Here is a 14661-nt window from a genome sequence, read left to right as displayed (position 1 = left end):
AGCTGGCACCGGGCCTCCCGCCTGTTCGCTGGTCCGTCACATGGCCTCCTTGATGCCCCGACGCACCAGCCACACGTTCACGGGGTACGAGCAGACGAAGCCGGCCACCATCGCCAGCTGCATCGCCACCCAGAACTCCGGCGAGAAGACGCTCGCGCGTCCGCCGACGAGTGCCGGGAACACGACGAGCTGCCACACCGCCATCAGGCCGTACATGCCCACCTGCCACGCGATGATCGACAGCGTGTCGGCCTTGAGCGCGGCGAGGAGCCCGGCCCGGACGCCGAGGCCCCGCATCGGCGCGATGGCGAAGTACTGGAACACGATGCCGAGCACGAACGCGATGACGAAGTCGACGATCCACCCGGCGATCATCCGGTCCTGGTAGAGCGTGCCCAGGCCGACCGCCACCCCGAGCGCCGGGAACGCCGCGAGCCCGAACTCGCCGATCAGGTCACCGAGGGCGCACCCGGCCCCGCAGTGGCTCGTGTCGATCGCTGTGCCCGCCCACCGTCCGTGGCCGGGCGCCGTCGCCCGCCCCCGACGCAGGTAGAAGACGAGCCACACGACGCTGCCGAAGAGCATCGTGAGCGGCCACACGAACGCCATGACGCGCATCTGCGGCGGCCGACGCACCACGTCGACCGCCACGAACACGGCACAGCCCACGGCGACCACGAGCAGTGCGGAGCACACCACGTTCAGGGCGGCCGGGAAGTCCTGCAGCACCAGTTCCGTCACGCCTCCATGCAACCAACCGGGCGACGACGGTGGATCCAGTGAGCAGAAGACGCCGGGTGCCCTGGGGCGACCCGACGTCTTCTGCTCACTCGGTGCAGCGTGGTGCGGACTAGCGGCGCGACGCCTTCACGGGGACGGTGAAGATGTTGCCGGTGGTGACGCCCTCTTCGACTTCTTCGAGGGTGCGACCGCGGCTCTCCGGCACGAACTTCCAGATGAAGAGCAGCGCCAGCAGTCCGACGACCCCGAACCCGAAGAAGGTCCCGGTGATGCCGGTCGCTGCGACGATCGTCGGGAAGTACAGCCCGAGGAACGCGTTCGCGATCCAGAGGCAGAAGACCGAGATGCCCATGCCGAGCGCACGGATCTGGGTCGGGAAGATCTCGGACAGCACGACCCAGACCGCGATGTTGAGGAAGGTCTGCATCGAGCCGACGAACGCGACGACCAGGAACAGGATGACCCACGGGCGGGCCGGGTTGCCCTCGGGCAGCGCCACCGACGCGATGCCGATGAGGAAGTGGCAGATCGTCGTCAGCGTGAACCCGAGGATCAGCGTCGTGCGGCGGTTGATCTTCTCCATGTTGTAGAGCGCGATGACGCCACCGATCACGGCGATCACGCCGGGGGCGATGTTCGCGATGAGGGCTGCCGACGCCTGGAACCCGGACTCGATGAGCACGGTCTGGCCGTAGTACATGATCGAGTTGATGCCGGTGAGCTGCTGCGCGACGCCGAGCCCGGCACCGATGAGCACGATGCGGATGAGCCACTTGTTCCCGCGCAGCGTGTGCCAACCGCTGACGCGCTCGACCTTCGCTTCGAGGTCGTTGCTCCGCTTGATGTCGTCGAGCTCGGCACGGGCCCGATCGGTGGTCCGGACCTGCTCGAGGACCGAGAGCGCCTCGTCGTAGCGGTCCTTCGACGCGAGCCACCGCGGCGACTCCGGCACCCGGAGCATCCCGACGAACAGCGCGATCGCGGGGAGCGCACAGACGGCCAGCATGACGCGCCACACGCCGTTGCCCTCACCCCACACGTTGCCGATGATCGCGTTGACCACGAACGCGGCGAGCTGACCGATCACGATCATGAGCTCGTTGCGGCCGGACAGCGACCCGCGGATCTCGTACGGCGCGAGTTCGGCGAGGAACACCGGCACCACCGTGGACGCGCCACCCACCGCGAGGCCGAGGAGCACACGACCGACGACGATGACCTCGAACGTCGGCGCGAACACGCAGATCAGCGTGCCGACGAAGAACGTGACGGCGAGCAGGATGATGGTCTTGCGACGACCCCAGCCGTCCGCGATGCGGCCGCCGAGCATGGCGCCGATCGCGGCGCCGAAGAGCAGCGAGCTGGTGACCACGCCCTCGGTGAAGTTCGTGAGACCGAGCTCGGCCTTCATCGGGTTCAGCGCACCGTTGATGACACCGGTGTCGTACCCGAAGAGCAACCCGCCGAACGTGGCGACGAGGGCCAGCACGCCGAGTCGTCGGCGGTGCGGCCCGGTCCCCAACGGGGGCAGTGCGACAGTCGGGGCTGTCGGTTTGATGTCGACCATTCGGTGACTCCTTCGTCGGTGATCGCGCTTCATCGCGTGGACCGATCGTAACCCGATTCCATGTCCTGTCAATTGGACATTCTGTCGTCAGGTCGTTTGGATCGGTCCACAGAAGGCCTGATGAGGACGGGAGCGGTCCAATCTGCGGATCAGGTTCAGCGCTCGTCGTCGACGGGGCCCTCGCCCAGGACGTCCCCCAACGAGGCCATGTCGGCACCGTGGTCGGTGTAGCGGCGCACGGTCCGTCGGGCGGCGGCACTCGCTGCGCCGGACAGGGCGGGGTTGCGTCGGGCGGCGTCGGCGACGCGTCCGGCGTGCCCCGCGGTGGAGAGCAGCACGTTCGCGAGCGCGCGGGCGTCACCGCGCTCGGGGACTCCGGTCACGGTCCAGGCCGTGCGGACCTGGGCGTCGGGGGTGACGCCACGACGGGTGCCCATCCGGTGCCAGTCCGACAGCACGCCCTCGGTGCGCGAGGCCGCGCGGTCCGCCTCGCCTGCGCGTCGGCGAGCGGCGTCGCGGGCGTCGGACTCGCCGTTCGTGCCCTCGACGGTGTCGTACCGGTCGGTGAGCCCGTCGGCACGTCGTCGGACGCTGTCGGCCCGTTCACGCGCTGCGACGTCGTCACCACCGGCCGCTGCGATGCGGGCGGCGTGCGCGGCGGCAGCCGCGGCGAGGATCTCCGAACGCTCCATGCCCTCGACCGTAGCCGCTCCGACCGACACCGGCGGACCGTCCGGCGCGGTGACGGGGCGCGGCGGCAGGCGCGTTTCGCGCTGGGCGACACCTCACGGGCCAGCGCGCGCGTGAGGTGTCGCTGACCGCGAAACCGACCTGGCGTCCGCCCCGCGGCCAGCGCACGCACACAAACGGACGGGAGGCCCGTGGCGGATCCGCCACGGGCCTCCCGTCCGTCAAGTGGGGGCGTGCGCTACTTCCGCAGCTCCAGGTACTTCGCGATGAGCGCCTTGGTCGACGGGTCCTGCGCGTCGAGCGCGGCCTGGTCGCCCTCGACGGCCGGCGTGACCTGCAGCGCCAGCTGCTTGCCGAGCTCAACACCCCACTGGTCGAACGAGTCGATGCCCCAGATCGTGCCCTCGGTGAACACGATGTGCTCGTACAGGGCGATGAGCTGGCCGAGGACGCTCGGGGTGAGCTCCGGCGCGATGATCGACGTGGTCGGCTTGTTGCCGGGGAACGTGCGCGCCGCGACGATGCCTTCGTCGGTGGTGCCCTCGGCGCGGACCTCGTCGGCGCTCTTGCCGAACGCGAGCGCCTTGGTCTGCGCGAAGAAGTTCGCCAGGAACAGCGTGTGCACGTCGGTGCCGGGCGCGACGCCCTTGCCGTCGCCGGTCTCGTCCTTCAGCGGACGGGCCGGGTTGGCGACCGTGATGAAGTCGGCCGGGATCAGGCGGGTGCCCTGGTGGATGAGCTGGTAGAACGCGTGCTGGCCGTTCGTGCCGGGCTCACCCCAGAAGACCTCGCCGGTCTCGGTGGTGACGGGCGAGCCGTCCCAGCGGACGCGCTTGCCGTTCGACTCCATCGTGAGCTGCTGCAGGTACGCGGCGAAGCGGTGCAGGTACTGCGTGTACGGCAGGACCGCGTGGCTCTGCGCACCGAGGAAGTTCGTGTACCAGACGTTGAGCAGGCCCATCAGGACGGGGACGTTCTGCTCGAGCGGCGTGGTGCGGACGTGCTCATCGATGGCGTGGAAGCCGGCGAGGAACTGCTCCCAGTTCTCCTTGCCGATGGCGATGACGACGCTCGTGCCGATGGCCGAGTCGACCGAGTAGCGGCCGCCCACCCAGTCCCAGAAGCCGAAGGCGTTCTCGGGGTCGATGCCGAACGCCTCGACCTTGTCGAGCGCGGTGGAGACGGCGACGAAGTGCTTGGCGACGGCGTTCTTCTTCTCGTCGTCGGCGGCGTCGGTCAGGCCGAGCTTCTCCCACAGCCACTGGCGGGCGAGGCGCGCGTTCGTCAGGGTCTCGAGCGTGCCGAAGGTCTTCGACGCGACGATGAAGAGCGTGGTCTCGGGGTCCAGGTCCGCGGTCTTCTCGTAGATGTCCGCCGGGTCGATGTTCGAGACGAAGCGGGCCTCGAGGCCGGGCTGGACGTAGGGCTTGAGCGCCTCGTAGACCATGACCGGGCCGAGGTCGGAGCCACCGATGCCGATGTTGACGACGGTCTCGATGCGCTTGCCGGTGACACCGGTCCAGGCGCCGCTGCGGACCTGCTCGGCGAAGCCGTAGACCTTGTCGAGCGTGGCGTGCACGTCGGCGTCGACGTCCTGGCCGTCGACGGTCAGGGGTGCCGCCGGCACGAGGCCCTCGGTCGCCTTCGGGCGGCGGAGCGCGGTGTGCAGCACGGCGCGGTCCTCGGTGACGTTGATGTGCTCACCGGCGAGCATCGCCTGGAAGCGTTCGGCGACGCCGGTGTCCTTCGCGACCTGCAGCAGCGCGGCGAGGATCTCGTCGGTCACCAGGCCCTTGGACAGGTCGACGGTCAGGTCGGCCGCCTGGAAGGTGTACTGCTCGGCACGACCGGGGTCGCTGTCGAACCACCCTCGCAGGTCCGGGGTGAAGCCGGCAGCGATGCTGTCGAGCTTCTTCCAGCCTTCGGTCGATGTGGGGTCGACGGGAGCGGATTCGGTCACTTCGGTCCTCCTGGGGATCACGTTCAAGACGTACAGCCCGCGGGTCACGCAGCGCTGCGTCGCGGACCGTCTTCGAGCGTAGTGCGCTCCGGCAGGTGGTGCGCACAGTCGGCCGGGAGGCGCGGCTCGCGTTCGCTGCGCGCGTCACGCCTCCCGGCCGGTCGCGTTCAGGGCCGCGGTCGGCTCGCCCGGTTCACGGCTGCGGCCGACTCGCCGGGTTCACGGCTTCGGTCGGCTCGCCGGGTTCACGGCTGCGCCGCGAAGCGACGCAGCCGCAGGCTGTTCGTCACGACGAAGACCGACGAGAACGCCATCGCCGCACCCGCGAGCACCGGGTTGAGCAGCCCCGCCATCGCGAGCGGGATCGCCGCGACGTTGTACGCGAACGCCCAGAACAGGTTGCCCTTGATGACGCCGAGCGTCGCACGCGACAACCGGATGGCGTCGGCGACCACGGTGAGCCGGCCGCTCACCACCGTGATGTCGCTCGCCGCGATGGCCGCATCGGTGCCGGCCCCCATGGCGATGCCGAGGTCGGCCGCGGCCAGCGCCGCTGCGTCGTTCACGCCGTCGCCGACCATCGCGACGCTCCGCCCCTCGGACTGCAGTCGGCGGACGGTCTCGAGCTTCGACGCCGGGGTCGCGCGAGCGTGCACCTCGTCGATGCCGACCCGGGCGGCGACCGCACGTGCGGCACCGTCGTTGTCGCCGGTGAGCAGCACCGGGTGCAGGCCGAGGGCCCGGAAGCGGGCGATCGCGTCAGCAGCCTCGGGCTTCACCGTGTCGCCGACGACGACCACGCCGAGGGCCGTGCCGTTCCGGGCGACGACGACCGCCGTGCCCCCGTCGGCCTCGGCGCGCTCGACGGCGTCGGACAGCACCGGGGGCAGGGTGATCGACCACGAGTCGGCGAGCCAGCGGGTCGTGCCGACCAGGACGACGTCGCCGTCCACGACGGCCTGCACACCGGCGCCGGCGGTCGCGGTGAACTGCTCGGCCTCGGGCAGGTCGACGCCTCGGGCACGGGCCGCGGTGGTGACGGCACGGGCGACGGGGTGTTCCGAGCCGTCCTCGACCGCGGCGGCGAGCCGGAGCACGGTGTCCTCGGTCTCGTCGACGGCGGTGACCGACCGCAGGGTCATCGACCCCGTGGTGACGGTGCCGGTCTTGTCGAGCACGACGGTGTCGACGCCGCGGGTGCGCTCGAGCACCTGCGGACCGCCGATCAGGATGCCGAGCTGGGAGCCTCGGCCGGTCCCGACCAGCAGGGCGGTGGGCGTGGCGAGCCCGAGGGCGCACGGGCAGGCGATGATCAGGGTGGCGACGGCCGCGGTGAAGGCCGCGGTGACCGAGCCGCCGAACACGAGCCAGCCGACGAAGGCCAGCACGGCGAGCGCGATGACGATCGGCACGAAGACCCCCGACACGCGGTCGGCCAGGCGCTGCACCTCGGCCTTGCCGGTCTGGGCGTCCTCGACCAGGCGACCCATCCGGGCGAGCTCGGTGTCGGCGCCGACGCGGGTGATCGCGACGACGAGCCGGCCGCCGACGTTGATCGTCGCGCCGGTGACCCGGTCGCCCGGGCCGACCTCGACCGGCACGGACTCACCGGTGAGCATGCTGAGGTCGACGGCCGAGGAGCCGTCCTGCACCAGGCCGTCGCTCGGGATCCGTTCGCCGGGTCGCACCACGACGACGTCACCCACGACGAGGGACGAGGCGGGCACGCGGTGTTCGCCGCCGTCACGCAGGACGGCGGCGTCCTTCGCACCGAGTTCGAGCAGTGCCCGGAGCGCGGCGCCGGACTGCGTCTTCGCGCGGGCTTCCATGTACCGGCCGGCGAGGATGAACACCGTCACGGCCGTCGCGACCTCGAGGTACAGGTCGGCGGCCTCGGGGTCCGTGGCGAACCACGAGAACGTCATGTGCATGCCGGTCGTGCCGGCGTCGCCGAAGAACAGGGCGTACAGCGACCACCCGAAGGCAGCGAGGACGCCGACGCTCACCAGGGTGTCCATGGTGGCGGCACCGTGCCGGGCGTTGACCCACGCGGCACGGTGGAACGGGAGCGCGCCCCAGACCGCGACGGGCGCGGCGAGCGTCAGGGCGAGCCACTGCCAGTTCGGGAACTGCAGGGCCGGCACCATCGAGAGCACCACGACGGGCACCGCGAGCACGGCGGACACGACCAGGCGCCGGCGCAGCGGGCCGGTCGGGTCCTCGTCCACCGCGGGGCCGGCGTCAGCAGCGGCGGGCGGGGCCGGCACCGTGGCGCCGTACCCGGCCGACTCCACCGCGGCGATGAGCGCCTCGGGGTCGGCGGTACCGTCCGCGGCGACCTGCACCTGCGCCTTCTCGGTGGCGTAGTTGACCGTGGCGGTGACCCCGGGCAGCTTGCCGAGCTTCCGCTCGATGCGGTTCGCGCACGAGGCGCAGGTCATCCCGGTGATGTCGAGTTCGACGGTGCGGTCGGTCACGAGCGCACGACCTCGTACCCCGCCTCGGCGACGGCGGCGCGGAGCGCGTCCGCGTCGACGGGTGCCGCGGAGCTGACGGTGACCTCGGACGATCCGCCGGGGACGAGTCGGACGTCGACGCCCGACACGCCGTCGACCTCGGTGAGTTCCTCGGTGACGCTCATCACGCAGTGGTCGCAGGTCATGCCCTCGACGAGCAGCGTTTCGGTGGTCATGGTGTCTCCTTCTCGGTGGTGGTCGTCAGGGTCAGGAGCGGACGAGCCGGGCGATCGCCTGGCTGGCCTCGCGCACCTTCTCGTCGGCGGCGTCCCCGCCCTCGGCGACGGCCTCGGCGACGCAGTGCGCCAGGTGGTCCTCGAGCAGCGACAGCGCGACGCGTTCGAGCGCCCGGTTCGCCGCCGAGATCTGGGTCAGGACGTCGATGCAGTACGTCTCGTCCTCGACCATCCGCGCGATGCCGCGCACCTGCCCCTCGGCGCGACGGAGTCGCTTGAGCAGGTCGTCCTTGTCGCCGATGTACCCGACGTGTTCGTGCATGTCCGCCTCCACCGTTCTCAATACGGTACCCCCCTAGGGTATTCCGATCCCGTCCGCGCGCAACCGGTGGCATGATCGGCGCATGGACCCCTCGACGACGAACGGATTCCGCCGGCTGCGGTTCTCCGACGGTGAGGGCTCCGACTACTCCGAGATCTTCGAGGCCGAGTACGGCGGCTCGGACTTCGCATCCGAGACCTTCGCCACCGACGACACCCGGTACGAGTACACGGTCGTGGGCGACGACGACCTGTCGCTGCGCACCATGCGTGCCGAGGGCGGCCGGCGGGGCGGGGTCATCGGCGTGCGGGACGACCACGTGGTGTTCTGGCTGACCAAGGGCCGGCTCGAGATGCACTTCGCCGACCGCACCCGCGTCGTCGAGCCGGGCAGCCCGTACATCGCCTCGGCGTCCGAGGCCTACCGGTTCGAGTCCGACGGCACGGTCTACAACGGCGTGCACGTGTCCGACCGGTTCCTGCGCAGCGTCGGCCGCGACCTCGGCTACCGCCTGCCCGACGGCCCACTGCTGTTCGACCAGCAGGACGAGGTCATCGCCCGGCGCGAACCGCTGCGGCACCTGATCCGTGAACTCGGGCCGGCCCTGGTCGACGACCGCGTGCTCGGACCGATGCGGACCGCCCTGAACCGCCGGCTGGCCGTCGTCATCCTCGACACGTTCCCCATCCGCAACCGGGGTGACGACGTGCCCGTGGCGAACCGGCTCCGCGACGCGATCAGGTTCATCGAACTGCACGCCGCCGAACGCCCTTCGGTCCCCACGATCGCCGCCGCGTGCGGACTGAGCCAGCGCGGGCTGCAAGACGTCTTCGCCCGGACACTCGACACCACCCCGCACCGGTTCCTCCGCGACCACCGCCTAGACCGTGTGCGCGAAGAGCTGCTCCGCGCGGACCGGGGTGGCCCGGTCGCCCCGGCGGACTGTCCGCTCGTGTCCTCCGGCATCGCCGCGATCGCCCGTCGCTGGGGCTTCACCAACCCCGGTCGGTTCGCCGAGACCTACCGCGACCGGTTCGGTGAGGACCCGGCCGTGACGAAGCGCGCGTCGCTGGCTGCGCAGCCGGAGGCCGGCAGGGCGTCGTGGCGTGTCCGCCGTGCGGTGTCGTACATCGAACAGCACCTCGACGACGCCCTCACGCTGGACGACATCGCGGCCGCCGCAGGGGTGCTCCCCCGACGGCTGCAGCAGCTCTTCCGCGAGGAGCGCGGCGAGTCGCCGATGGCCTGCGTGCGCGCCATGCGGACCGCTGCAGAACGCAACGACGCGGCCGGAAACGGCTGAAAAGCCCGACGGAACAGGCCGGGGGTACAGGCGGATCCCCGGTTTTCCGGGGATGCCTGGAGATCACCCGAATCCGAGAAGTCGTGTGTGACGAATCTCTTCCACAGCCCGTCTCATCCGTGAACAGCAACCGCTGGGAACGCCCGGCGGGTCAACGGAAGGAACGAACATGGCTGACACCATCACCCCCACCCCGGCCACCACGGCGACCCGTGCCACCTCGCACGCCGGCACCAGCGGCGTCACCGGCAAGACCGTCATCGACGACACCGTCGTGTCGAAGGTCGCCGGCATCGCCGCCCGCGAGGTCAACGGCGTGCACTCCCTCGGCAACGGCGCAGCCCGTGCCATCGGTGCCATCCGCGACGCCATCGGCCAGCGCGACTTCGGTCAGGGCGTCAAGGTCGAGGTCGGCGAGAAGCAGGTCGCCGCGGACATCGTGATCGTCGCCGAGTACCCGGTGTCGCTCCAGCAGGTCGCCGACGGCGTCCGTTCCGGTGTCGCCCGTGCCCTCGAGCAGATCGTCGGCATGGAGGTCGCCGAGGTCAACGTCACGGTCCAGGACGTCTACATCCCGGGCGACGACGACGACAACGACGACGAGAAGAAGGAAGCCCGAGTCGCATGAGCAACACGCTGATCGGCGCCCTCATCGGCGCAGTCCTCGCCGTCGTGGCACTGCAGTTCGGGTTCTGGGGCTTCGTGCTCGTGATCGTGTTCGGTGCGATCGGGGCCCTCGTGGCCGCACTCGCAACCGGTCGCATAGACCGCGGTGCCCTGACCGATGTGCTGACCGGACGCCGGAGCTCCCGGTGAACGCCGGCCCGGACGTCCCGGGCCGCGTCGAGATCACCGCACGCGCGCTCACCTCGCTGGCGCGGGCCGTCGCAGCCGAAGGGCTCGGCGCCCCCGCCAAGCGGGTGCGCGTCGGACTCGGCGACGCGTCGGGAGCACTGTCGCTCGACATCACCGGGCCGATCGCCGCGAGCGACGACATCGTCTCCGGGTCGATCCGGATCGCGGACCAGGTCAAGGGTCGCGTGAGCGACCTGACCGGGCGCCGCGTCGGCAGTGCCCACATCGAACTCACCGGGATCGTGCGCGAGCACGAGTCCCGTGCCCGCTAGGAGGCCATCATGAGCAACGGTTCCGTCGAACGACGCATCCGTCGTCGGAGCGTGCACCGCTCCCGCTCCACAGCAGTGGCGGTGGCACTCGTGGTGCTCGCCCTGGTGGCCGCCTGGATCGGCACCGAGGCGGTGCTCAGCGCAATCGGACGCCCGCCGCTGGTCGCCGACCCCCAGACCGTGGTCGACACGGCGCTCCGTCCGGACGCCGCGTTCGTCACCATCGTCGAGGTCATCGCGGGTGTGCTCGTCGTCCTCGGCGTCGTGCTGGTCGTCCTGGCGCTCAAGCCCGGCCGCCAGCACCGATCGGTCGTCGAACACGAGCGCGGTGCGGTCGTCATCGACGCCCGCATCGTCGCCTCCACTGCGGCGAACGCTGCAGGCATGGCGGCCGGTGTCCCCGAGGGGAACGCCTCCGCCACCGCCCGTGGCCGTTCCACCGAGGTCCGCATCGTCCCCGTCACCGGTGTGCCGGTCGACGAGGCGAGCGTCCGTGCCGCCGTCGTGGACCGTCTGAGCGGCCTCGACGAGCGATTCGGCCGACGAGTCCGTGTCCGGGTCGAGGAGAAGGGAACCCTCGCATGACCAAGAGCAACCGGACCCTCAACCGGATCATCCTGTTCGTCCTCGGCCTCGTCGCCGTGGTCGTCGGGATCGCGATGGGCGCGGGTGTGCTGCCTGCCGTCCAGGACGCCGTCAAGCCGTACGTCGACCATCCCCGCAGCCTCGACGTGCCCGCGTCCGCGCTGTGGATCGTCGCCGGGGCCGCGGTCCTCGTGATCGTCCTGTCGCTCGTGTGGGTGTTCACCCGCGGTGGTGGCGGCACGTCCGTCGCCGTGCGGGAGCACTCGGGCGACGACGCCGTCACGATCAACGTCGCACTCGTCCGGGACGTCCTCGAGCACGAACTCGCGGGTGTCCGCGACGTGGTCGGCTCCCGTGTCGACACCTACCTCGTCCGCCGGCAGCGCGCCGCACGGATCCGTGTCGCGGTCCGCCGCGGCGGGGACGCCGTCACCGTGCTCGACGCCGTCGACCGAGCCGTCGCGGTCCTCGACCGCACCCTCGGCCGTCCGGTCCCGGTGCTCGTGCACCTGACCGGCGGTACCCGCTCCGCACTCGCGAAGTCGACCCGCGTCCACTGACACCCGTCTGCCGGACGCACCCCGGGCCTCCCGGCCCACCACCACACCACCGGGCGCACTGCCCACCCACGAAAGGACCCGTCATGGGACTCGACGACAAGATCAAGAACGCCGCTCAGGACCTCGCCGGCAAGGCGAAGGAGGCCGTCGGCAACCTGACCAACGACGACTCCAAGGTCGCCGAGGGCAAGAAGGACCAGGCCGCCGCGAGCGCGAAGCAGACCGGCGAGGACGTCAAGGACGTCTTCAAGAAGTAGGTCGCACGAACCGTGTCGGGGCACGCGCGCAGTCGGGTGCCCCGATGCGTTCCGGCGGAACCCGAACGAGGAGAGAACCATGCAGCACGACCCGAACGCGCACACGCAGGTCACCGAGGTGGCGCTGCCCGCGGAGCTCACGGAGCCGTTGCCCGACGACGCGAGCACCGTCACGATCGTCGCCCGGACCGCAGCGGAGACCGCACTCGGCGTGCCCGGCGTGCACCACCTCGGCGGGATCGCCGCCCGTGCAGCCGACCAGCTCCGCAAGCAGCTCGGCCGGAGCGCCGGCGCCGCCGGCGTGCAGGTCGACGAGGACGACGGCGCGCTCGGTGTGCAGGTCTCCATCGTCGTCAGCTACCCGGAGCCGGTGCTGCACGTCGCCGACGAGGTGCGGAAGCAGGTGACCGCCGCGACGCGGCAGCTGTCCGAGCTCCCGACGAGCGTGGACGTCCGCGTCCTCGACGTGCACGGTCCCTTCGACGACGAGCAGTCACCGCTCGGCCGCGCGACCGAGGTCGCGACCGACGCCGTCGAGCAGGCCGCCGAGACCACCGGCGACGCCGTCGAGCAGGCGGCCCAGACCACGGCGGACGCGACCAAGCGTGCTGCCGCAGCGACCGCCGACGTGACGAAGCGCGCAGCGGACGCCACCGCCGATGCCTCGAAGCGCGCTGCCGACGCCACCGCCGAGACCACGAAGCGCGTCGTCGAGAGCGCCACCGACACCACCGAGGACGTGCGTGACGCCGCCGCCGAGTCGCTCGCCCGGGCGTCGGAGCAGGCCGCCGACGCCGCGGCCGACGCAGCCGACGCCGCTGAGGACGCCGCATCCGCTGCCGCCGATTCCGCCGACGCGGCCGAGACCGCTGCGGCCGAGACCGACGCAGCACGGCACCGCCGAGAGCAGCCGTGACCACCGCCTGGTCCGGGAACCGCCGGGCGAAGCTCCGTCACCCCCGGCCACGCGGCGTCTGGATCGCCTCGGGCATCGGCGTGGTCCTGGTCCTCGGCACGGCGTTGGGGGCGTTCCTGCCCCTCGTCGGGTTCCTCGGCGGCGTCACGGCGACCACCTCGGGACTCGTGCCGTTCCCGTTCGTGCGGGTGGCACTCGTCACGATCGCGGGGTCGTTGGTCGTCCTCGCGCTGCTCGCCCTCGCCTTCACCCGACGGCACACCGCGACCGCAGCCTCGGCCGTCGTGCTCGCCGTCCTCGTGGCCATCGCCGTCACGATCGTCCCGATCGTCCTCGTCGCGATCGGGTCCGCCGACCGCGCCGGTGACGTCTGGCCGATCGTCACCGAGCTCTGGAACCGCTTCACCGGCTGACGCGCCGACACCGCTGACGCCTCCGGCGCATCACACATGGATCACGACACGGACGACTCGCGTCGTGATCCGTGTCATGTTCGGCCTCTTCACGACATTGTCGTAGTGAAGGGAGCACCGTGGACAACACCGCAGAAGACGACGCCGGCCTCGCACGGCGCCTCGCCTCGGGGGACAGAGCAGCGCTCGCGACGGCGTTCGACCGGTTCGCACCGACGCTCACCCGCTACGCCTGGGCGATCGCGGGGAGCAAGCAGGACGTCGAAGAGCTGGTCCAGGACACGTTCCTGACGCTCTGGCAGCGAGCCGAGGGCCTGCAGCTCCCGACGGGCACACTCCTGCCGTGGCTGCTGGTGGTGTGCCGCAACCACGCCAAGAACCTGGGACGGCGCAACCAGAAGCACGCCGGCGATGAGCTCCCCTTCGACCTCGCCGCCCCCGCTGACACCACCGAGGCGTCCGAGCAGCTCCGCTGGGTCCGCGCCGAGATCGCCGCACTGCCGGAGACCGACCGCCGGATCTGCGAACTCTGCCTGCTGCAGGGGTACTCCTACGCCGAAGCCGCACAACTGCTCGGCCTCAGCGTCGGGGCGGTCACCCAGCGGGTCTCCCGGTCCCGCCGACGACTCAGGAAGGCGGTGACGCACGATGAACACTGAGCCTCCCCAGGGAGACGACCTGCAGCGCATGCTCGTCTCGATGAAGCAGAACGTCCTCGAGCGTGCCACCCCTCGCCCGAAGCGACGAGGCCGCCGTGCAGGCATCGCGATCGGTGTCGTCGGGGTGCTGCTGCTCGGTGCTGCGGGCGGCGGGGTCGCGCTCGGCCTCATCCCGACGTCGATCACCACCGCGCCCGCCCCCACCGCGACGACGACACCCGAGCCGTCGCCGACCGAGACCTCGTCCGGGGCCCCGGTCGTGGGCGGCCCGACGCCCACGGCGAACCCGACCCCGACCCCGACGTCGACCCGGGCGCCGTACTCGCTGTCGGACCCGGACACGTGGACGATCTCCGGCAGCGAGGTCGGGCCGATCGCGCTCGGCGGGGAGTACGCCGCCGAGACGGACGACCTGACCGGCGTATTGAGGGCGGACCAGGGGTGCCTCAACCCGAACGTCGTGTTCTGGTACTCCGACGATCCCGACAAGGCGGGACTGACCGTCGTGAAGGCGGACGACGGCACGATCGCGAGCGTCATGGTCGGGATGAACACCGACGAGGTGGCGGGGCCGACGACGGCTGCGGGGCTCGGGGTCGGCAGCACGCTCGCCGAGTTGCGGGCGGCGTACCCCGACCTCCACTACACGGAGCCCGGCAACGACGACGGCCAGCCGTCCGACTCGCCCTACGGCGGCTGGACGACGACGATCAACGGCGTGTTCGTCAGCTTCCGGTTCCCGCCGCTCGGCTCCGGCGACCGGGCGGACTCGGTGTGGGTGAGCAAGGTCGATCAGTCGCCGCCGACGGAGTTCTGCGGGTGACGTCGCCGGACCGGAGGCGCGGATCACGCGAGCCGATCGGCTCGCG

The 14661-nt window shown here is 71.2% G+C and carries 18 protein-coding genes; 11 read left to right on the top strand and 7 right to left on the bottom strand.

Translation table 11 applies throughout. The features are described 5' to 3' along the window. Positions 1-36: 36 nt before the first annotated feature. The 7 genes from BIU89_RS09465 to BIU89_RS09435 form a co-directional block, all read right to left on the bottom strand. Positions 37-741, bottom strand: a complete 705-nt coding sequence (locus tag BIU89_RS09465; protein WP_254791568.1) for a DUF4396 domain-containing protein — start codon at positions 739-741, stop codon at positions 37-39. Between the two features lie 109 nt (positions 742-850). Then, the gene (locus tag BIU89_RS09460; protein ID WP_051596822.1) at positions 851-2308 is read right to left on the bottom strand and encodes a sugar porter family MFS transporter; all 1458 of its coding nucleotides are present in this window, start codon (positions 2306-2308) and stop codon (positions 851-853) included. Between the two features lie 155 nt (positions 2309-2463). Next, the gene (locus tag BIU89_RS09455) at positions 2464-3000 is read right to left on the bottom strand and encodes a hypothetical protein (protein ID WP_071246102.1); all 537 of its coding nucleotides are present in this window, start codon (positions 2998-3000) and stop codon (positions 2464-2466) included. A 236-nt stretch (positions 3001-3236) separates the two neighbouring features. Beyond that, positions 3237-4958 carry a glucose-6-phosphate isomerase gene (gene pgi / locus BIU89_RS09450; protein WP_071246100.1) on the bottom strand — a complete coding sequence of 574 codons (1722 nt, stop codon included), beginning with the start codon at positions 4956-4958 and terminating at the stop codon, positions 3237-3239. Positions 4959-5203: 245 nt separating this feature from the next. Then, positions 5204-7435 carry a heavy metal translocating P-type ATPase gene (locus tag BIU89_RS09445; RefSeq protein ID WP_071246098.1) on the bottom strand — a complete coding sequence of 744 codons (2232 nt, stop codon included), beginning with the start codon at positions 7433-7435 and terminating at the stop codon, positions 5204-5206. Then, on the bottom strand, positions 7432-7650 hold the full coding sequence (locus BIU89_RS09440; RefSeq protein WP_027466002.1) for a heavy-metal-associated domain-containing protein: 219 nt from the start codon (positions 7648-7650) through the stop codon (positions 7432-7434). The genes BIU89_RS09445 and BIU89_RS09440 overlap by 4 nt, the downstream gene beginning before the upstream one ends. Positions 7651-7681: 31 nt before the next feature. Further along, positions 7682-7972: a metal-sensitive transcriptional regulator gene (locus tag BIU89_RS09435; protein WP_027466001.1), complete on the bottom strand. Its 291-nt coding sequence runs from the start codon at positions 7970-7972 to the stop codon at positions 7682-7684. 82 nt (positions 7973-8054) lie between these two features. On the opposite strand from BIU89_RS09435, the gene BIU89_RS09430 reads away from it, so the two are divergent. From BIU89_RS09430 to BIU89_RS09380, 11 genes are all read left to right on the top strand, one after another. Next, positions 8055-9275, top strand: a complete 1221-nt coding sequence (locus BIU89_RS09430; protein ID WP_071246096.1) for a helix-turn-helix domain-containing protein — start codon at positions 8055-8057, stop codon at positions 9273-9275. A 169-nt stretch (positions 9276-9444) separates the two neighbouring features. Then, positions 9445-9903, top strand: a complete 459-nt coding sequence (locus tag BIU89_RS09425) for an Asp23/Gls24 family envelope stress response protein (protein WP_071246093.1) — start codon at positions 9445-9447, stop codon at positions 9901-9903. Next, the gene (locus BIU89_RS09420; RefSeq protein WP_017885412.1) at positions 9900-10091 is read left to right on the top strand and encodes a DUF2273 domain-containing protein; all 192 of its coding nucleotides are present in this window, start codon (positions 9900-9902) and stop codon (positions 10089-10091) included. The genes BIU89_RS09425 and BIU89_RS09420 overlap by 4 nt, the downstream gene beginning before the upstream one ends. Further along, positions 10088-10402: a hypothetical protein gene (locus BIU89_RS09415; protein ID WP_017885411.1), complete on the top strand. Its 315-nt coding sequence runs from the start codon at positions 10088-10090 to the stop codon at positions 10400-10402. Before BIU89_RS09420 ends, BIU89_RS09415 begins: the two co-directional genes overlap by 4 nt. Before the next feature lie 9 nt (positions 10403-10411). Continuing rightward, positions 10412-10987, top strand: a complete 576-nt coding sequence (locus tag BIU89_RS09410; RefSeq protein WP_071246091.1) for a DUF6286 domain-containing protein — start codon at positions 10412-10414, stop codon at positions 10985-10987. Then, positions 10984-11547, top strand: a complete 564-nt coding sequence (locus BIU89_RS09405) for a hypothetical protein (RefSeq protein ID WP_071246089.1) — start codon at positions 10984-10986, stop codon at positions 11545-11547. The genes BIU89_RS09410 and BIU89_RS09405 overlap by 4 nt, the downstream gene beginning before the upstream one ends. An 83-nt stretch (positions 11548-11630) precedes the next feature. Further along, positions 11631-11804, top strand: a complete 174-nt coding sequence (locus BIU89_RS09400) for a CsbD family protein (protein ID WP_071246087.1) — start codon at positions 11631-11633, stop codon at positions 11802-11804. Between the two features lie 79 nt (positions 11805-11883). Next, the gene (locus BIU89_RS09395; RefSeq protein ID WP_071246085.1) at positions 11884-12720 is read left to right on the top strand and encodes an Asp23/Gls24 family envelope stress response protein; all 837 of its coding nucleotides are present in this window, start codon (positions 11884-11886) and stop codon (positions 12718-12720) included. Continuing rightward, complete coding sequence (locus BIU89_RS09390; protein ID WP_071246083.1) at positions 12717-13133, top strand: MFS transporter permease; 417 nt, start codon at positions 12717-12719, stop codon at positions 13131-13133. The genes BIU89_RS09395 and BIU89_RS09390 overlap by 4 nt, the downstream gene beginning before the upstream one ends. Positions 13134-13252: 119 nt before the next feature. Next, a complete protein-coding gene (locus BIU89_RS09385) occupies positions 13253-13792 on the top strand; it encodes an RNA polymerase sigma factor (RefSeq protein WP_071246081.1) in 540 nt (179 codons plus the stop codon). Next, positions 13782-14615 (top strand): hypothetical protein, encoded by an 834-nt coding sequence (locus BIU89_RS09380; RefSeq protein ID WP_139178925.1) that lies wholly within the window; start codon positions 13782-13784, stop codon positions 14613-14615. Before BIU89_RS09385 ends, BIU89_RS09380 begins: the two co-directional genes overlap by 11 nt. Positions 14616-14661 lie beyond the last annotated feature (46 nt).

It is taken from the genome of Curtobacterium sp. MCBA15_005, assembly GCF_001864855.1.
Taxonomy (GTDB): Bacteria; Actinomycetota; Actinomycetes; order Actinomycetales; family Microbacteriaceae; genus Curtobacterium; species Curtobacterium flaccumfaciens.
The sequence above is the reverse complement of the archived record's forward strand: the minus strand, read 5'-3'. Positions and strand labels throughout refer to the sequence as shown.